The organism is Martelella sp. FLE1502 (assembly GCF_053484255.1).
Window position 1 is genome coordinate 124,830 of record NZ_JBAKFQ010000002.1, and the last position, 18,751, is coordinate 143,580.

Genomic DNA, 18,751 nt, shown 5'->3' on the forward strand with positions numbered 1-18,751 from the left:
CCCCAAGGCGGCGGCATCACCGCCGCTTGCTCCTTTCCAATCAACTCAATAAAGACCCGCCCGGGCGCGCGGCCTTTGATGATCGTCAGCTAAAATACTGTAAAGCATTCTGCCCGTCTCCTCAAATCGCGCCGGTTTCCGCCGGATTTTTGAGGACCGCAGGCGCTATCGCGACGCCAGCATCATCTCGGCGGCCTTCTCCGCGATCATCGTTACCGGCGCATGGGTGTTGCCGGAAGGGATCGTGGGCATGATCGAGGCGTCGGCGATGCGCAGATTGGCGAGGCCGCGCAGTTTCAGCGCCGGATCGACCACGCTTGCGGGGTCGCTGCCCATGCGGGCCGTGCCGACCGGGTGGAAGATGGTGGTGCCGAGCCTGCCCGCCGCCTGCAGAAGCTCTTCATCCGACTGCACATCCGGACCGGGCTTGATCTCGCGCGGGTTGAGCCCCACCAGACCGGTGGCGGCCATCAGACGGCGGGCGTGACGGAGACTGTCGACGGCGACGATCTGGTCGGCGCGCGCGGAGAGATAGCGGGGCCGGATTTCGGGCGGCTGGTCAGGCGCGGGGGCGGTGATATGGATCGTGCCGCGACTTTCCGGCCGCAGATTGCAGACGGAAACCGTCACCCCCGGCTCCCGGTCGAGCGGCTGGCCGAAGGCTTCCAGCGAAAGCGGCTGGATATGATATTCGAGATTGGCCCGATCATGTTCGGGAGAAGACCGGGTGAAGATGCCGAGCTGGCTCGGCGCCATCGACATCGGCCCGGTGCGGCGAAAGGCATATTCGAGCGCGATCCCGGCCTTGCCTGCTAGCGTTGCGAGCCGGTCGTTCAATGTGAGCGCGCCGGTGATGCGGAACACGGTGCGGATCTGGAGGTGGTCCTGCAGGTTTCCGCCAACGGCAGGAATATCGAGCGCTACGGGAAGACCGAGAGACTGCAGCAGGCCGCCATCGCCGATGCCGGAGAGTTCCAGAAGCTGCGGGGTGTTCACGGCGCCGGCGGAAAGCACGATCTCGCCCCGGCAGACGGCCCGTTTGAGCCGGCCGTTCTGGCGGTAGATCACCGCCTCCGCGCGCCCATCCGACAGTGCGATGCGCTCAACCTGGGCCTTGGTTTCGATGCGCAGATTGCGGCGCGACCGGGCGGGGTTCAGGAACGCCTTGCGGGCATTCCAGCGCAACCCGCCGCGCTGATTGACCGGAAAATAGCCGACGCCCTCATTGTCGCCATCGTTGAAGTCGTCGGTGGCGGGAATGCCGATCTCCTCTGCAGCCGCGGCCAGCGCATCGAGCACGGGCCAGTGCAGGCGCTGTTGGCAGACGTCCAGCTCGCCGCCCTTGCCGTGGGTGGCGCTTTCAGACCCATAGTGATTTTCGGATTTGCGAAACAGCGGCAGCACATCGTCCCAGCCCCAGCCGGTGCAACCCGCCTGCCGCCACTGGTCGTAGTCCGCCGCCTGTCCGCGCATGTAGATCATGCCGTTGATCGAGGAGCAGCCGCCCAGCATCTTGCCGCGCGGATAGGCGAGCGCGCGGCCGTTCAGCCCCGCCTCGGGCTCCGTGCGATAACACCAGTCGAGCCGGGGATTGCCCATGGCATAGAGATAGCCGACCGGGATGTGGACCCAATGATGATTGTCGTGCCCGCCCGCCTCCAGCAGCAACACGCGGTTGGCCGGGTTGGCGCTGAGCCGGTTGGCCAGCACGCAGCCGGCAGATCCCGCTCCGACGACGATATAATCGAATTCGCCCTCGTCGACGATATCCGTTTCAACCATGCTCATCACTCCAGGCATGCCCGTGGCCATTGCCTTTGGGGCCGATGCCTCTGGAGCGGCTCTGCGTTTCATCGAACGCAAACCCGCTCCAGCACTATGCTTTATCATCTTGACGGACGACAGAAGCTTCCGCCGACCAAGAGAGGCCCTAAAGCGCCTCCATCTTGCCGCCGGTCGGAATTTCGGGGGCCGCGCCGTTTTCGACAATCACCAGATCATAGCCGCCATCATCCTTGATCCGCCACTGGCCGCCGGTGAGCGGCGTCTTGCAGACGTTCTTCGCGGCGAATGGCGGCACGCCCTTGCCGTTCCAGGCGATCGGGCCGACGACGCATTCCATGTCGGTGGCGGCGATCGCCTCGGCGACGACCTCTCCGTCGGTCGGGTCCTCGGCCCTGCCCATCACATCGGCGGCGACCTCGAACAGCGAATGCACGAAGCCGATCGGCTGTGTCCACGGACGGCCGGTCTTGGCCGTGAAGTCCGCGGCAAGCTCGGCCGAGCTCTGCCCGGTCACCGAGGACGAGAACGGATGGTTCGGCGTCCACCACACTTCCGACGACAGGTTGTTGCCGGCCTCCCCGAGCGCTTCGACCGATTGCGGGAAAAGCAGCGCCTTGGCGACCGTGACGGCCTTTGGCTGCATGCCCTGCTGGCGAAGCTGGTTCCAGAAGGTGGTGAAATCCGGCGGAATGAGAACGCCGGTGATGATATCGGTGTTGGCCGCCTTGAACGCGTTGATCTGGGCCGAGAAATCATCCGACAGGTTCTGGAAGCTGCCGGGATTGGTCAGTTCATAACCGCGTTCGGCAAGGCCCGGCTTCAGGCCGGTTTCGGGATCGCCCCAGGCATTGCCGTCGGCATCGTTGGGGAACAGGCCGCCGACGGATTTGTTGGTCTGGAGCTGATCCCACATGGCGGTGTAGACCGCGATGATATCCTCCATGCCCCAGAAATAATGGAAGGCGAATTCAAACGGCTGCCAGCTTTCCGGATCGCGCGGATTGGCCTGCTGGCCGATAAACCAGGGCTGCCACGGCGCAACCGTCGAAAGCACCGGAATGCCCTCGGATTCGCACACGCCTGAAACCGGATTGGTGGTTTCGGGCGTCGAGGCGACCAGCATCAGATTGACCTCGTCGCTCAGGATCAGCTCCTTGGCGACATCGGCGGCTCGATTGGGATTGGACTGGCTGTCCTTGACAATCACCTCGAAATTGCTGCCCACCGGCGATGCCAGGAAGGCCTCGATATTGTAATTGTCGCTTTCGGCAAAGCCCGCCAGCGGTCCGGTCTGCGGCGAGACATAGCCGAGCTTGATCTTCTTGCCCTGGGCGATCGCTGGCGCGGCGAGCCCGGGCGCTGCAAGCATCAGCCCCGTGGCTGCCGTGGAGCGCAGAAACTTACGTCTGTTGATCATTTTTCCTCTCCCTTTTTGTAACGATCCCTCTATCCGACCGCTGCCATTCGCATCGCGAACGCCTCCGCAGCGGCGGACCGGGAAAATATGCAGCTAGCGGGCCGCCGCCATGCCAATTCCCCCTCCGCCGATCAGGTCCTGCAAAAGGCTCTGCAGCATGGCCACTTCCGCATCCGACACTTCATGCCCGCGGCCGGGAAAAGTATCCGCGCGCAACCGGCCCCTGCCCGCGCCAATCTCTCCCGCAGCTTCGGCAAAGGCGGTGACCGGGATCCACGGATCGGCGTCCGAGCCCGTCAGATAAACGGGCAGTTCGGGCGCCAGCCGATGAGGGCGGTCATCCGTCGCAACGCCCACGCGGCAGCCGGTGAAGGCTGCAAGCGCATCCGGGGCGGCAAGCCCCGCAAAGGCATATTCCAGCGCGAGACAGGCCCCTTGCGAAAATCCGGCAAGCAGCAATGGCAGTTCGCCGAAGGCGGCGCGGGCCGCGGCGACATCGCCGGCAAGCTGATCCAGCGCCGCCTGGAGCGCGGTGCGCGTCCCGGCGGTCAGGGGATCGATGGCGCGGGCGTCATACCACGAGCCGCTTGCGGCCCGCGGCAGAACGAAGGCGACATCCGGCGCATCGAGGCGGGCCAGAACATGGGACTGCATCTCCTCGGGCGATTGCCCGCGGCCATGCACAAACACACAGATCGCTCTGGCCTGTTTTTCCGCCGCAAGATGAAGCGCGCTTGACGACATCAGGCGAACTCTGCCTCTTCGAGCCCGGCGCGCAGCTCTTCCTCGCGATCCTTGAACCACGGCGGGAACACCAGCGTCTTGCCGATCTGGCCCGGAGGCTCGTCGCGGGCCCAGCCTTCCGGCGTGGTCCAGGCCAGTTCGAACAGCGCGCCGCCCGGCGAACGGACATAGCAGGACTTGAAGTAGTTGCGGTCCTTCTGCTCGGAAATGTCGGTGAAGCCAAGGCCCTCGATATGGGCGCGCAGCTTCATCTGGTTTTCCTCATCGCCGGTGTTCAGCGCCAGATGATGGATCGTGCCGCCCGACAGCGTCCAGGTGCCCTGCGGGCTTTCGCGGTCGGTGATCACCTCGACGCGCTGGATGATGCCATCGGCATCCGGCACGCGGTACACCGTGCCCTCATCCGTGTCGGCCTCCTTGGTCAAGGGTAGCGCGATGGTCATGAAATCTTCCATCGCGCTGCGATCGAAGCAGGCGACCAGCGCGCCGTAAATGCCCTTGATTCCGTGCTCGGCGCTCACGCCCTGCGCCTCGTTGACGATTGGCGCGCGGTTGTCGCTGTCGCTTTCCACCAGTTCATGCGGAATGCCGCAGGGATGGGCGAAGACGACGCGGTCGGCGCCGAAACGGGTGATCTTCTCGGCCTTGATGCCGCGCTCGTTGAGCCGGTCGACCCAGAAATTCGCAGCCCCCTTCGGGATCGCCTGCATGATGGTGCGCGACTGGTTCGTGCCGCGCCGGCCATAGACGCCGGGCTTGCGGAACGGGAAGGTGGTGATGATGGTCGAGGCGTCGCCATTGGGCGAGCCGTAATAGAGATGATAGACCGGGATCACGCCGTCAAACAGCACAGTGCGCTTGACCGAGTGAAGCCCCAGGGTCTTGGTGTAGAAGTCGAAATCCTCCTGCGCGCCATCCGTGGAAAGCGTCAGGTGGTGGTAGCCGCTGATTTGTGCCAAGATACAATCCTCCCAATATGCAGTCTGTCTGTGCGACGCCGCTTGAACCCGCGGCGCCATTTTCTCATAAACAAAAGCTTACAAAGCCGTTGCGGCAGCAGCCAATCGCAAACATGGATGCGCCCGCCAAGTCGTCGTCGGTCTGGAAATAGCGGGGGCGCAACGCCTCATCCGGGTGCGACAGCGCCCATGCCAAAACGGCGAAAGAACTGAAGCATCATCTCCCGGCGGTTTCACGTCGGGCGAAGCGTGCTCAATTCGGTCGCGTCATCGGCATGTCCTCCAAACCGATCCTCCTCAAAATCAGACTAACCCAAGGCGGAAGCGCCGGTTATGCGATGTTCGAAAGCTTGTATCGCATTTTGTTATGAAGTCTCGCCGGCCTTGACCGGCGCTGCCTCGCATCGCGAACCGATCACTTTCCGCCACGGGTTGTCGTTACCACCGTGTCTACCGGGCCAGGATACGCTTCAGGGCCCGGTGCAGTTCGGCCTCCGGGTCGTCGACGGGCGAGGACACGCGCCAGCAGACGTGGTGGTCCGGACGCACCAGCAGGCAGCCGCTGTCGCAGATCTCCGCCAGCCTCGCCCATTCGCCGCTATGGTCGACATATTCCTGGCGCGGCCCGATCACATGGGTAACGATCTCGATACCGAGCGCATCGCCGACGCGGGCCGCCGCCTCGACCCAGGCCTCGCCGCCAAGCCCGGTCAGAATCGTGAACCGGCCATGACCGCACAGATCGAGCGTCGAGACCTCGGCGCCGTTGTCGTGGCGGTAAAGCCAGGCATGCGGCAGCCGCGCCCCCGGCCATGTCGTCGGCTGATAGTGAAGGTCGGCGTCGAGCTGGAAGGCCGGCTCTATCTGCCCGTCCGTCACCACGGCGTCCGAACTGTAGCGCTGGTTCATCTCGACCCCGTGGGCGTCGAACTCGTATTTCTTGAAGGCGATCGCCTTGCGGATCGCCTCGCGCTGCGCCTCGGCTTCCGGCGTGCCGTTGGTGCGCGCCTCGAGGTTCTTCTGCATCTGCTCCGGGTTCACCCCTTCAGCCATGCCGAGGGCTGCAAAGATCGGACCGGTTTCGGCGATCGACTGGTTCGCGCGGGTGACGATCTGCTTGGCAACGGGCGCCCGCTCGGCATCGTAGCTGTCGAGCAGATGCTCGCCCGCCTGCCCCTTCAGCACCATGGCCAGTTTCCAGGCCAGGTTGAAGGCATCCTGGATCGAGGTGTTGGAGCCCAGACCGTTCGACGGCGGATGGCGGTGGATGGCGTCGCCCATGCAGAACACCCGTCCATTGGATGTTTTCGTGGCGTAGAAATTGTTCACCGTCCAGGTGTTCGCCGAGAGCAGCTCGATCTCGAGATCGGGATCGCCGATCAGCTGCCGGGCGACGCCGGTGGCGAATTCCGGGGTCACGACAGGCTCGGGCTCGTTGATGTCGTAGCCCCAGACGATCAACCATTCGTTCCAGGGCCGCACCATGCGTACCAGCCCCATGCCGATGCCGCCGACATCTGCGCCCGGCTGCATCACCCAGTAGAGCACGGAGGGGCGGTGGGCGACGTATTTCGTGAGGTCGGCCTTGAACAGGATGTTCATCGATCCGCCGACACCCATCTTGCCCTCGAAGGGCAGATTTTCATTTTCCGCCACCAGCGACTTGCCGCCATCCGCGCCGATCAGATATTTCGATCGGATCGTGAATTCCTTCTGCGTCAGCCGGTCCAGACAGGTCGTGGTCACGCCGTCCTCGTCCTGCTGGTGGCGCAGATATTCGGTCGACATCCGCGCCTGGGTGCCGCGCGAGCATGCGGTCTTGAACAGCAGCGGCTCCATGAAGGTCTGCGGCAGGTCGTTCATCTTCGTCGGCGACGACATCAGATGCTCGGCCTTGGAGAGCGGATGGTTGCCCCAGGCCTTCATCCGGCCGATTTCCTCGCCGGCAAGGCTTTCGCAGAAGATGTTCTCGCCCATCAGCTGCTGATGGGTGGCGAACAGATAGGCTTCGTCCTCGACCTCGCGGCCGAGGTCGCGCAGCACCTCCATGGCGCGCTGGTTGGTGATGTGCGCGCGCGGCGTATTGGCAAGCCAGCGATAGCGGTTGATCGCCATGTTCTCGATGCCGTAGCTCGAAAGCAATGCGGCCGTCGCCGAACCCGCAGGCCCGGTGCCAATGATCAATACGTCGGTTGTGATGTCTGGCATAAATTCTCCTCCCAGGAACACTATAGTGCGGGCGCTATCGCCCGAAATTCAAAAGGCCGGCATGTCTCCGCTCCACGCCGCCTGCAGCAGCGTCCGGATCGCATCCCGTTCGATCGGGCGCGGGTTCCAGTAGGGATTGGCGACGGCAAGATCGGCCGCCTTGTCGAGATCGGCCTCGCTCACGCCAAGATCGCTGAGCGCCAGCGGCGCGCCGACCTCCTTGGCAAACCGGTAAAGCCCCCTGCCCGGATTATCGTCGCCGAAGAGCTCGGCAACCGGCGCCAGCAATTCCGGAACCGCCGCGGCGTTATAGGCCAGGGCATGCGGCAGGATGATCGCGTGGGTCTCGGCATGCGGCAGGTTGAAGCTTCCGCCCAGCGTGTGGCACAGTTTGTGATGCAGCGCCATGCCGACCTGCCCCAGAACCGTGCCGCAAAGCCATGCGCCGTAAAGCGTCTCGCCGCGCGTCGCCACATCTTCGGGCGAAGCCAGGACGCGCGGCAGGCTGTCGCGGAACGCGCGCAGCCCCTCGACGGCCATCAGCGAAGAAATCGGCGAGCGATCGCGGGCATAGAGCCCCTCGGCGGCATGCGCCATCGCGTTCAGCGCCGACGTCACGGTCATTCCGACCGGGAGGGTCGCGACCAGTTCCGCATCGTAGAGAATGGTGCCGGGCTGCACTTTGGAAGTGGTCTGGGTGGTTTTCACGCCATTTTCGGTCTGACCGAGAATAGGGGTCGCCTCTGACCCGGCATAGGTGGTGGGCACGGCGATCTGCGGCAGGCCGGTCCTGAGCGCGATGGCCTTCCCTAGCCCGGTCGTGGAGCCGCCGCCGACGGCGACCAGCACGTCCGCGCCCAGTTCCTCAGCGTGTCGGACGGCCTCTTCCGAGACATCGACCGGCGTATGCATCGTCGCGTTGGTGTAGGTGCCGGCGGCGCGTGCTCCGCAGTAGCCGGCAAACTCTTCGGCCAACTCCGCCTGTTGCGGCGTGGTCAGGATCAACGCGCGCTCGGCGCCGAGCGTTTCCAGTTCCTCTGCGATGTTCTTGCGCACCCCGGCGCCGAAACGAACCCGGACGGCAGCACTGCGTGCGGTGAATTCCTCGCGAAAAAAAGACAAGAGACTCCCCCTCATATTGGTCTGAAAATCACGTTACCCCATTCAAAGGGAGATATTGATCTGATGATTGAAATAAAATATTCCTTTGGGTTATGAAAATAGACAGCGAGCATCTCGAAATTCTGGCGCTGATCGTCGAGAAGGGCGGCTTGACCGAAGGGGCGGAAGCGCTCGGAAAGTCGCAGCCTTCCGTCTCGCGCAGCATGACGCTGCTGGAAAAAAGGGTCGGCATGCCGCTGTTCGAACCGGGACGCCGGCCGCTGCGGCCGACGGAGCTCGGCGCGAGCCTTGCCCGGCTCGGCAACCGGATCCGCACCGCCAACCGCGAAGCCAGCCTTCTGGTGCGGCGCTTCCGCCAGGGCCTTGCCGGCCGGCTGAGGGTCGGCGGCTCGCCGATCTTCACCGATGGCGTCATCGCCAAGCTGATCGCGGAATTCCAGTCGCGCTATTCGGACGTCTATATCGATCAATCCTACGGCTATCTGGACACACTCGAGGCCGGGCTGCGGAATGGCGGCCTCGATATCGCCATCCTGCCGCTCCATCCCCGGCAGGTGCCCTCGGATATGGAGTTTCTGCCGCTGCTTTCCGGCCGCAATGTCGTCGCCTGCCGGCAGGATCATCCGTTGACGCGGATCAAGGCGATCACTTCCGATGCGATCGCGCCCTATCCGTGGATCGCGCCGCCGTCGAACAGTCCGCTCTACCGCGACCTGGAACGCGCGCTGAAATCCATGGGACAGGAGAGTTTCATGGTCAATTTCTCGGGCGGCACGCTGGCATCCATCCAGTCGCTTCTGCTGGGATCGGATTCGCTGACCGTGCTTCCCTATTCGGTGGTTTTCCTGAACCGCCGCACCATTCCCCTTGTCGCCCTGCCGTTGAAAATCGATCATCCGAACCGCCAGTTGGGCATCATGACCAAGACCGATGGCAAGAGACCGCCGGCGGCCGAGCAGTTCATCACCTTCCTGCAGACCGAAGCCCAGCGGCTGCAGGCGCGGATGGAACACGAGGAGCAGGTGACCCAACGTCGCGGCTGAACGCTATTTCAGCGCGACATAGGTCTCCGGATCCAGCATGGCGATGCGCACCGCGACCGACTGCCCCGTGGCGTGGCCTATCTGCTCGCGAAGCTGCCCGGCGACTTCGGTGACCATTGCGCGCGTGCGGTCCGGCCGTTCCAGCAGGAAGAGCTCGACATTGATCTGCGGCTGGTCCGGCATGCCGAGCACCGGGATTATGGCGAGCTGGAAGGCTTCATTGCCGACCGACAGACTGGAACACAGCGATGTGCGCATGTCCGGCAGAAACGCCGCGAGACCGTCCCGCGCCGCGCCATATTGCGCCTCGTCGATGAAGATTTTGACATTGGGCATTCTGACCTCATTGTGAAACGAGAACGAAATCGAAGGGGGAGCGCCACAAGGTTGCGCCGTCCTCGACCTGCTCATAGGGCGCAATCAACGTGTTCTTGACGCCGAAAACGGCATCGGATTCCAGGTATTTATCGCCGCCGACAAAGGTGTGGGTGACCAGCTTCTGATAGCCCGGCGCGGTGACGAGATAGTGCATATGCGCAGGCCGGTAGGGGTGGCGGCCGAGGTGACCGAGCATCTGCCCCACCGGCCCGTCATCGGGGATCGGGTAGCTGACCGGCTTGATGCCGACGAAGCTGTAGCGACCGTCCGCCCCGGTGATGAACCGCCCGCGATTGTTCCATTTCGGCTGAATGCCCGGCTGCTGAACGTCGTAATAGCCGTCGGCATTGTCCGACCAGACATCCACCGTCGCGCCTTCGATCGGATTGCCGTCAATGTCGAGAACGCGGCCCTCGAACAGGCAGCTCTCGCCCTTGCCGTCCAGCGAAATATTGTCGCCCATCTGCCGGATCGGCGCATTGTCGACATGGAAGGGGCCGAAGACGGTGTTTTCGGTCGCGCCTTCGGGCCGCCGGTTGTTGATCGCGTCGACCAGCATCGAGAACCCGAGAACATCCGAGAGCAGGATGAACTCCTGCCGCTCCCCGGAGCACATCTGGCCCGTCTTGGTCAAAAACCCGATCGCATACTCCCACTCGTCCTGGGTCAGGTGGATTTCCTTGGCGAAATCATGAAGGTGGCGGACGAGACAGGACATGACTTCTGCCAGGCGCGCATCCGTTTCCGGCCCCATGCGCTCATTGACGGTGCTGGCGGAATTGTCTTCGGTGAAATAGCTCATGATCTTCTACTCCTCAAAGGGGTCATGTAATTTTGCGATTGCGCGGTCCGGATTTCGGCGGAAGATGTTCGAGCGGCAGGAAGTCGAAGCCGGTTTTCTGCACGACGCCCCCCCACAGTCCTCGTCTTTCGAACAGCATGATGGCAATGCCGATTATTCCCAGAATGATCAGATAGACGGTTCCATAGTCCGACAGCAGGCGCTGAAGCCCGTAGAAGACCAGCACCCCGATGATCGGACCCGGCAGCGTGCCGATCCCGCCGATCACGACGATGAAGATGACGAAGGCGGTCCAGTCGATCACCGAAAAGGCGGCATCGGGCGCGATCCGGCCGGTCTGGAGAAAGATCAGCCCGCCGCAAAGCCCGGTGCCAAAGGCGGTCAGCATGAACACCAGCGCCTTGAGGCGCAGCGGATCGACGCCGACGGATCGGGCTGCGACCGTATTGTCGCGCATCGCCTGCAGGCCGAGCCCCATGCGCGAGCGCAGGAACAGCCAGCTTGCGGCGAGCATGACGACGACCAGCCCGAGAGCAAGCCAGTAGGTCAGCACATCCACGGCTGCCGCGCCCGAAATGTCGAGAAGGTCGCGCAAGGCCTGCACGCCCGGCATTTCGCGCGCCGCCCCCCTCGGCAGCGCGGTGCCCGTTCCCCCGCCAAGCGCCCGCCACTGGCTGAAGGACAGCCGCGCGATTTCGGCGACGGCCCAGGTGCCGATCGCGAAATAGGCGCCGTAGAGACGGAAGGTGAAGAAGGCGACCGGGACCGAGAGCGCCATGGCCACCAGTCCGCCGATCAGAATGCCCGTCAGCGGATCGATCCCCCAGAGGATCGCGGCGGCGAACATCGAATAGGCCCCGACGCCGACGAAAAGCTGCTGGCCGACCGAGACCAGCCCGGCAAAGCCCGCCAGCATGTTCCAGTTCAGCGCCAGCACCAGCAGGCACAGCACCATGAACAGGTCCTGCACCAGGGCGCGCATGCCGAACAGCGGTATGATCGCCAGGATGGCGATGATGACGGCGGAGAAAAGAAGTTCAAACGCGTTTCTCATGGCCGGTCCTCAATCATATGCACGCGGGAACAGCCCGCGCGGCCGCACGAGCAGCACGACGACAAAGGCGACATGGCCCGCCAGAATTTGCCATTGGGGGTTTATGGCGGCGCCGAAGGCCTGCGCCACGCCGATGATCAACCCGCCGATCAGCGTGCCCCACAGGCTTCCGAGCCCGCCGATGATGACCGCCTCGAAGGCATAGAGCAGACGCGCGGGCCCGATCGACGGGTCGAAATTGGCCCTTGCGCCGAGGTAAAGCGCGGCGATCGTGGCCACCACCATCGCGATACCGGTTGCGACCGCGAAGACCCCTTGCGGACGGATGCCCATGAGCTGCGCGGTCACCGGATCGTCCGAGGTTGCCCTGAAGGCCCGGCCAAGCGCCGTGCGGTAGAAGATCCAGTTCAGCCCGAGGATGACGAGAATGGCCGAGGCGAAGGTGATCAGCGGCATGACACCGATATTCATCGTCCCGAGATAGACCGAGTCAGCCTCGATGGAGCCGACCGGCAGTTTGCGGCTGTCGGCGGTAAACTGCTGCAGCAGCGCGTTCTGGATGACGATCGACAGTCCGAACGTGACCAGAAGCGGCGGCAGAATATCCTCACCCAGCACCCGGTTCAAAAGCGCGATCTGAAGGACATAACCAAGGGCGAACATGATCGGCATGGCAATCAGCGCGGCGACGAACGGGTTCAGACCCAACACAGTGCCGATGCCGAGGATCAGATAAGCGGCCAGCACGATCAGATCGCCATGGGCCAGATTGACCAGCCGCATGATGCCGAAGACAAGGCTCAGCCCGGCGGCAAACAGGGCGTAAAGACCGCCAAGCAACAGGCCCTGAACAAGCGTATCCAACCAGATCATGCGTGACTTACTCCGAAATAGGCGTCGTGGATGGCCTCGCGCGACAATTCCGAAGGATGCCCCGACAGGGTGATGCGGCCTTCCATCATGCAATGGACGACATCGGCGATCGCCAGCGCCTGGCCGATGTCCTGCTCGACGACGATGATCGCTGTGCCGCTTTCGCGGATCTTCGGGAAGGAGGCGTAGATTTCGCGGATGACGACGGGGGCGAGCCCAAGGCTCAGCTCGTCGCAAAGCAAGACGGACGGGTTCGACATCAATGCCCGTCCGAGCGCGACCATCTGTTGCTGGCCGCCCGAAAGCGCGGTCGCCGGCTGGCTGCGGCGTTCCGCCAGAACGGGAAACAGTTCGAAAACGCGCGACAGGTTCCAGAAGCCATTACCCTTGCGGGCATGAGCCCCGATCTCGAGGTTTTCCTCGACGCTGAGGCTCGGAAACAGGCAGCGCCCCTCCGGCATCATGCTGACGCCGGCGCGCAAAATGTCCGGCGCGGCCAGCCGGTCGATGCGCTTTCCGTCGAGAGCGACCGTTCCCGCCGTCACCTTTGCGATACCGGTAATGGCGCGCATCAGCGTGGTCTTGCCGGCGCCGTTCGCGCCTATGATGGCGAGCGCCTCGCCGTGCTTCAGCGTCAGATCGACGCCGAACAGGGCCTGGAAGTCGCCGTAATGGGCGGTCAGGTCCCGGATTTCCAGAAGCGCGCTCATGCCTCGATCCCCAGATAGATTTCACGCACCTTCGGCGCGGCCATGACCGCGTCCGGCTTGCCGTCCATCAGAACCTCCCCGAAATTCAGCACCATCAGCCGCGACACGACCGCGTTCAATGCATGCAGCACGTGCTCGATCCAGATGATCGCCATGCCCTCGGCGTGAATGGCGCGGATCGTCGACACCAGTTCGCCGCATTCGCCATCGGTCAGCCCGCCCGCGATCTCGTCCAGCAGGATCACGTGCGGCCGTGTGGACAGCGCGCGCGCCAGTTCCAGCCGCTTGCGGCTGAGAAGCGGCAGCGCCCCGGCCTTTTGCGTGGCCAGATGATCGAGCCCGGTGCGGGTGAGAAGCTCCATGCAGAAATCCGGCGCTTCGGAAGCCTTGACCGAACCGCCGAACCGCGCCGCCACAAGCAGGTTTTCATAGACGGAGAGATGGCCGAAAGGCTGCGGAATCTGGAACGAGCGGCCAATGCCGCTGGCGCAGCGCTGCATCGGGGTTTCGCGGGTGACGTCGCGCCCGTCGAGCATCACCTGCCCGCTGTCCGGCTTGAGATTTCCGGTAATGAGGTTGAAAAGCGTGGACTTTCCCGCGCCGTTCGGCCCGATGATGCCCAGTGCCTCGCCGGCGGCCAGATCAAAACTGACATTGTCAGCGACCTTCAGCGAGCCGAAGCTTTTCGACATTCCCTTGACTGAAAGGACTGCCATAATTGTTCTCTCCCCTTGCGGACCACCCTCGGAGCTTCCCCGGAACAGTCCGCCTCCTCGCAATTTCCGGCCTGCAGACCGGTTTTCCCCAACCGTTCTGCGTAATCCGCCGTCGACCCTATCTTAGCCCGGCATGACGGGCAGCGTGATCGGATAGCTTCGTCAAAATATCGCTCCGGGTTATACTATCCGGGTTCTGGCACGTCCGCCGTGAACGGATCAGCGGAAAACGTCGCGATATTCCTCGTCCAGCAAAGCGAGGCTCGCCACCCCGCTGCTGTCCTCGCGCAGCCGGTGCCAGCGGCGATCCAGATAGACCAGCGATTCACGCTCGGGCGCGGCAAGATCGGCTGTCGCCCCTTCGAGGAGTTCCGCAGCCACCAGCGTTGCCCCCTCGACCGCCAGCGTGCCGCTGATGCGCGCCCTAAACCATGTCGACACATTGGTGTAACGCGGTTCGCCGGTCGGAAGCCGCGTCCAGGCGATGCCCGGACCGAAGCGGTCGGCGCCGGGCGTCGCGCCAAGCCGCGCCAGTTCCAGATCCGGATAGCGCAGCATATGGATAACCACGGTTTCCGCCTGCAACACCGTTGCCGTGGAGCGCGAACGCGCCGAAAGCGAAAAGGCGATGGTCGGCGGCGACCCACTGACGGAAATCAGCGAGGACACAGTCATCGCCACCGGCTGATCGCCGGGATCGGCGGTGATCACCGCAACGCCCGCTGGATGGCAACGGAAAGCCTCGCGAAAGGCTTCGGCGACAGTATGGTGTTCAGGCATCAGGCATTACTCCGGCAGTCTGTTTGGCCGGGGCACGACAGCGCGCCCCGGCCTTTGACTATTTCTTCTCGATCAGATCGTAGAACTGCCAGGTCCGGTCGGACCAAAGGCCGCCGATCTCGCGACCGGCGGAGGTCACGATCGACGGCGCGATGGTGAAGTGGTTGGCCGCCACCATCATGTCGCGCAGGGTGCGCTGGATCACGCCGGCCCTGAGTCCCGCCCCGCCTGATGCGCGGTAGGCGAAGTTGCAGACATCGACGCCGACCTCGTGGATCTGGGCCTTGGCGAGATGAACGAGGCTGACCTGACGGGTGGTCATCATCTTGCCCGCCTCGGCGCTGGTCTCGATATCGCCCCAGACTTCCATGACGAAGGCGCGCGCGGCGCGATAATTGGCTTCGGCGCGGCCATAATCGTACCAGAACTTCTCGCTTTCCCCGAGCATGCCGGCGCGGCCGGACTTGCTGCGTGCGAATTTGGCGATTTCGTCCAGCATGCGCCGGCCCGTGCCCATGGCCCAGCCGGTGTGACCGATCGATGCCAGGCCGACAATGCCGAGACTGAACAATTCCTTCAGGCGCTGCGGCGGCGCGGACAGGATCGGGAAGACCAGATCGTCGGGAATGAAGACATCCTTGGCAGAATAATCGATCGAACCGGTGCCCTTGAGGCCGAGCACATCCCAGTTGCCGAGCTGTTCGTGCTCGCCGATCGGGGCGTGGGCGCACATGACGATGACATTGCCCTCGGCATCCTTGGCCGGCTTGCCATTGCCGTCATCGACGAAGCAGGCCGAATGCGACCAGGTCGCATGGCTGAAGCCCGAGCCGTAGCTCCACTTGCCAGTCAGCTCGTAGCCGCCATCGACCTTCTTGAGCATGCCGAGCGGCGCGCCCTGCCCCGAGAAGCGGTTGTCGCTGCCGGGCTCGAACAGGCGTTCGACCGCGCTGTCGGGCAGGAAAGCCGCCGACATCGCGCCGATGCAGCAATGCACCATCGATACCCAGCCGGCCGAGCCCGACCACCAGGTCACCGCCTCGATCAGCTGCAGAACCTCGGTCGGGCGCATCTGCGCGCCGCCGAGCTCTTCCGTTGCCATCAGATGCGAGAACCGCAGCGGTTTCAGCGCCTCGAAGCTTTCCTTCGTCAGTTCGCCCGCTTCCTCATCCGCCGGCGCATTGGCTTCGAGCGTCGGGCCGATTTCCTCGATCTTTTTCAGGATGTCGCGATAATCGACGCTGTCGCCCCAGTATCCGGGCTTCACATGTTTATTCATGTCATTTCCTCCTACGGTGTTTGTCCGGCGAGAAAATCGCCGATTTTTGTCACGCTATCGGGCTGCTCCTGAAGCAGCAGATGGCCGGCGCCCTCGATCAACAGAGCCTGGCCGTTCGGCAATTGCTCCACCCACAAGGGCATCTGGCTTGCCGGTAGAAGCCTGTCCTCCTCGCCCCAGGCCACCAGCGCCGGATTGGCGATCCGGGCGAGCATGCGGCTGAGATTGGGGTGCCCCATGCCGAAGGGCGCGCAAATTCGTCCGACGGTTTCACCCTCGCGGGCGCGATCGGCGCCGAATTTTTCGGCAAAACCGGCATCGGACCCATCGGGGAAATAGCGCAGCGCCACCTTGGGGTCGTGCGCCAGAAAGCCGGGAAGATCCTGCGGCGCGATCGATCCGAGATCGGTCGCGGGATGGTCGGGATCGTTGAGGCCGGCCGGCGCGAGCAGCACGACGCGGTCGAACCGGTCGCCGGCGACGGCGGCCAGTTCCGTGGCGAGCCAGCCGCCCATCGAGAAACCGATCAGGTGCGGCTTTTCCGGCAGGTCCATCGCATCAAGCAGGTTGAGATAGTGGATGATCAAATCCATCGACCCTGAAATATGCGGCGCATCGCCGGAATAGCCCATACCGGGATGGCTCGGGCAATAAACCCGAAACCGGTCGGCCAGGCCTTCGGCGAAATCGAAGCCTTCCAGCGTCGCCGCTCCATGCAGGAACAGCACCGGCTTGCCCTTGCCGAAAGCCTTCACCACGGTGTGAACACCGCCGATCTCGTATTCTGATGTCTCGAACTGAACAGTCATATCTTCTCCTTCAGACAAGTTCGGGCTGGATCAGCACTTTGCATTGCGTGGTGCGCCGACGCAGGCCTTCGAAGACCTGGGGTACGGGCGAAAGCCCGATACGGTCGGTGATGATCGCCTGCGGCGCGACCACGGCTCCCTTGGCGAGCGCGTCGAGCGCCACGCCGAATTCATTGCCCTGGTGGAAAAAGGCCGAAAAGATCAGGTCGATCTCCTTGGAGAGCGCCACGAACGGGTCCCACTCATCGCCGCCGACGCAAAGCCCGACCCCTATCACCTTGCCCTGCAGCCGAACGGCCTCGACGGCCGCCTGCAACAGGCCGGGCTTGCCAACGCATTCGAAGACGATATCGGGCGGGCCGCCGCACTGATCGCTCAGATTTTCGGAAAGACCTGCGCCCGAAAGTGCAAAGCCCGTAGCACCCAGCGCGCGGGCGCGATCGGCCTGATGATCGTAGAGATCGGCCATCACGACGCTTGCAGCCCCCAGCCGCCGCGCCCAGAACGCCACCAGCAGACCGATCGGCCCGGCGCCGAGAATGGCGACGCGATCGCCCGGCTTCATGCCGGAGCGGACGATGCAGTGCAGCGCCACCGAAAGCGGCTCGGCGAGCGCGGCATCGCTTGCCGCAACGCCGTCCGGAAGCACACGGCACTGGCGGGCGGCGACGCAGACATAGTCCGCATAGCCGCCGCCGATCAGCGTCATGTCCGGGCAGCGCGCCGGATCGCCGGCAAGACAACGCGGGCAGTGGCCGCAGCCGCGCATCGGCACCACGGCAACGAGATCGCCCGCCTTCAGCGTGTCGACGCCGCCGCCGGTTGCCACCACCTCGCCGGCGATTTCATGGCCAAGCACAAAATCGCCGGCAATGCCGAAGGGCTCGGGATCGACGCTCATATGCAGGTCGCTGCCGCAGATGCCGCAGGCGGCGACCCTGATCACGACTTCGTCGGGCGCAGGCGTCGGATCGGGCCTGTCGCCGACGCGCAGGGGCTGACCGACGTTGTCGAAGATGATGGCCTTCATGGGCTCTCCTCCTTCTCGACAATCAGATGGCGACGGATCGGAAACCACGGCGCGTCCCAGCGCTTGGAGATCATCCCCCAGATGCCGGTACGGGCATAGAGCGCGACCAGAACGGTCATCACGCCGAGCACGATGAAGTAGCTTGCGCCGTATTCGCCGAAATAACGATCCGCGATGAAGTAGATGAGCGCGCCGATCAGCACGCCTTCGATCGTGCCGATCCCGCCGATCATCACGATAAAAATCGCGACATTGGACCACATCGGGTCGAAGGCCGAGGCGGGATTGATGCGCAACTGCGCCATGAAATAGACCGAACCGGCAAAGCCGCATCCGACAGCCGCCGCGATATAGACCATGAAGCGCAAGCGGCGGACATTGACGCCCTGGCTTGCCGCCGCCACCGGGTTGTCCCGCATGGCGATCAGCGCAAGGCCGAAGCGCGAGCGCAGGAACCAGTAGCCGCCGCCAATGGCGACGAGGATCATCAGTGCGCAGAGCAGCGACATGGCGATGTTGCGCTCGAAGGCGGAGTAATCGCGCATCACGCCCAGGGACATGCCGGCCCCGGCATTGACCCATCCAAGATTGGAGGCCACGAGACGGAACACCTCGGCGACCACCCATGTGCCGATGGCGAAATAGGGTCCGTCCAGCCGGTGCAGCAGCATGTAGCAGGGGACGGCAAGCACCGCGGGCGCCAGCAGCGACAGGCCGATGGCAAGGAACGGGTTGATGCCGAAGGTCTGCGCCATGACGAACAGCGCGTAGCCGGCCGCGCCCATGAAGGCCTGCTGGCCGACCGAGACAAGCCCGGCATAGCCGGCAAGCAGGTTCCACATCTGCGCCGCCAGAATGTAGCAGCACAGTTCGAGCACCATGCGGATCGTGCCGGTCTTGGCCCACCACGGCATGGCCGCGAGCGCCACCAGGGCGAACACGAACAGGCTGAGCGCGATGATCCCGGAGAGTGTCTGCCGCCGGACCTTCATCTCGATCGGCGCCGCGCCCGCACTGGATGAAATCGAATGAGAAGTCATGA

At 63.8% G+C, this 18,751-nt stretch carries 18 protein-coding genes; 1 reads left to right on the forward strand and 17 read right to left on the reverse strand.

Features of this window, described 5'->3' with window-relative positions:
- Positions 1-165: 165 nt before the first annotated feature.
- The 6 genes from V6767_RS02445 to V6767_RS02470 all read right to left on the reverse strand — a co-directional run bounded on the left by V6767_RS02445 (position 166) and on the right by V6767_RS02470 (position 8,235).
- Positions 166-1,782, reverse strand: a complete 1,617-nt coding sequence (locus V6767_RS02445; RefSeq protein WP_448471963.1) for a GMC family oxidoreductase — start codon at positions 1,780-1,782, stop codon at positions 166-168.
- Between the two features lie 148 nt (positions 1,783-1,930).
- Complete coding sequence (locus tag V6767_RS02450) at positions 1,931-3,202, reverse strand: ABC transporter substrate-binding protein (RefSeq protein ID WP_448471964.1); 1,272 nt, start codon at positions 3,200-3,202, stop codon at positions 1,931-1,933.
- Positions 3,203-3,295: 93 nt separating this feature from the next.
- Positions 3,296-3,946 carry an alpha/beta hydrolase gene (locus V6767_RS02455; protein WP_448471965.1) on the reverse strand — a complete coding sequence of 217 codons (651 nt, stop codon included), beginning with the start codon at positions 3,944-3,946 and terminating at the stop codon, positions 3,296-3,298.
- Positions 3,946-4,905 carry a VOC family protein gene (locus tag V6767_RS02460; protein ID WP_448471966.1) on the reverse strand — a complete coding sequence of 320 codons (960 nt, stop codon included), beginning with the start codon at positions 4,903-4,905 and terminating at the stop codon, positions 3,946-3,948. Before V6767_RS02460 ends, V6767_RS02455 begins: the two co-directional genes overlap by 1 nt.
- Before the next feature lie 450 nt (positions 4,906-5,355).
- Entirely contained in the window at positions 5,356-7,113 is a 1,758-nt protein-coding gene (locus V6767_RS02465) for an FAD-dependent oxidoreductase (protein ID WP_448471967.1), read from the reverse strand.
- 48 nt (positions 7,114-7,161) lie between these two features.
- Positions 7,162-8,235: a maleylacetate reductase gene (locus V6767_RS02470; RefSeq protein WP_448471968.1), complete on the reverse strand. Its 1,074-nt coding sequence runs from the start codon at positions 8,233-8,235 to the stop codon at positions 7,162-7,164.
- Between the two features lie 92 nt (positions 8,236-8,327).
- Between V6767_RS02470 and V6767_RS02475 the strand changes: the two genes are divergently transcribed.
- Positions 8,328-9,278 carry a LysR family transcriptional regulator gene (locus tag V6767_RS02475; protein ID WP_448471969.1) on the forward strand — a complete coding sequence of 317 codons (951 nt, stop codon included), beginning with the start codon at positions 8,328-8,330 and terminating at the stop codon, positions 9,276-9,278.
- 3 nt (positions 9,279-9,281) lie between these two features.
- Here the strand turns inward: V6767_RS02475 and V6767_RS02480 are convergent, their stop codons facing one another.
- The 11 genes from V6767_RS02480 to V6767_RS02530 form a co-directional block, all read right to left on the reverse strand.
- Positions 9,282-9,614, reverse strand: coding sequence for a hypothetical protein (locus tag V6767_RS02480; protein WP_018064648.1), 333 nt, complete (start codon positions 9,612-9,614; stop codon positions 9,282-9,284).
- 7 nt (positions 9,615-9,621) lie between these two features.
- On the reverse strand, positions 9,622-10,461 hold the full coding sequence (locus tag V6767_RS02485) for an intradiol ring-cleavage dioxygenase (protein ID WP_448472119.1): 840 nt from the start codon (positions 10,459-10,461) through the stop codon (positions 9,622-9,624).
- A gap of 19 nt (positions 10,462-10,480) precedes the next feature.
- Positions 10,481-11,512, reverse strand: coding sequence for a branched-chain amino acid ABC transporter permease (locus tag V6767_RS02490; protein ID WP_448471970.1), 1,032 nt, complete (start codon positions 11,510-11,512; stop codon positions 10,481-10,483).
- Between the two features lie 9 nt (positions 11,513-11,521).
- Positions 11,522-12,385 (reverse strand): branched-chain amino acid ABC transporter permease, encoded by an 864-nt coding sequence (locus V6767_RS02495; RefSeq protein ID WP_448471971.1) that lies wholly within the window; start codon positions 12,383-12,385, stop codon positions 11,522-11,524.
- On the reverse strand, positions 12,382-13,095 hold the full coding sequence (locus tag V6767_RS02500) for an ABC transporter ATP-binding protein (RefSeq protein WP_448471972.1): 714 nt from the start codon (positions 13,093-13,095) through the stop codon (positions 12,382-12,384). The genes V6767_RS02495 and V6767_RS02500 overlap by 4 nt, the downstream gene beginning before the upstream one ends.
- Positions 13,092-13,811, reverse strand: coding sequence for an ABC transporter ATP-binding protein (locus V6767_RS02505; RefSeq protein WP_448425901.1), 720 nt, complete (start codon positions 13,809-13,811; stop codon positions 13,092-13,094). Before V6767_RS02505 ends, V6767_RS02500 begins: the two co-directional genes overlap by 4 nt.
- Positions 13,812-14,030: 219 nt before the next feature.
- The gene (locus tag V6767_RS02510) at positions 14,031-14,591 is read right to left on the reverse strand and encodes a flavin reductase family protein (RefSeq protein WP_018064642.1); all 561 of its coding nucleotides are present in this window, start codon (positions 14,589-14,591) and stop codon (positions 14,031-14,033) included.
- 58 nt (positions 14,592-14,649) lie between these two features.
- A complete protein-coding gene (locus V6767_RS02515; protein WP_448471973.1) occupies positions 14,650-15,870 on the reverse strand; it encodes an acyl-CoA dehydrogenase family protein in 1,221 nt (406 codons plus the stop codon).
- An 11-nt stretch (positions 15,871-15,881) separates the two neighbouring features.
- Entirely contained in the window at positions 15,882-16,679 is a 798-nt protein-coding gene (locus V6767_RS02520) for an alpha/beta fold hydrolase (protein WP_448471974.1), read from the reverse strand.
- A 10-nt stretch (positions 16,680-16,689) separates the two neighbouring features.
- Entirely contained in the window at positions 16,690-17,709 is a 1,020-nt protein-coding gene (locus V6767_RS02525; RefSeq protein ID WP_448471975.1) for a zinc-dependent alcohol dehydrogenase, read from the reverse strand.
- Entirely contained in the window at positions 17,706-18,749 is a 1,044-nt protein-coding gene (locus tag V6767_RS02530; RefSeq protein WP_448471976.1) for a branched-chain amino acid ABC transporter permease, read from the reverse strand. The genes V6767_RS02525 and V6767_RS02530 overlap by 4 nt, the downstream gene beginning before the upstream one ends.
- Positions 18,750-18,751: the final 2 nt, after the last annotated feature.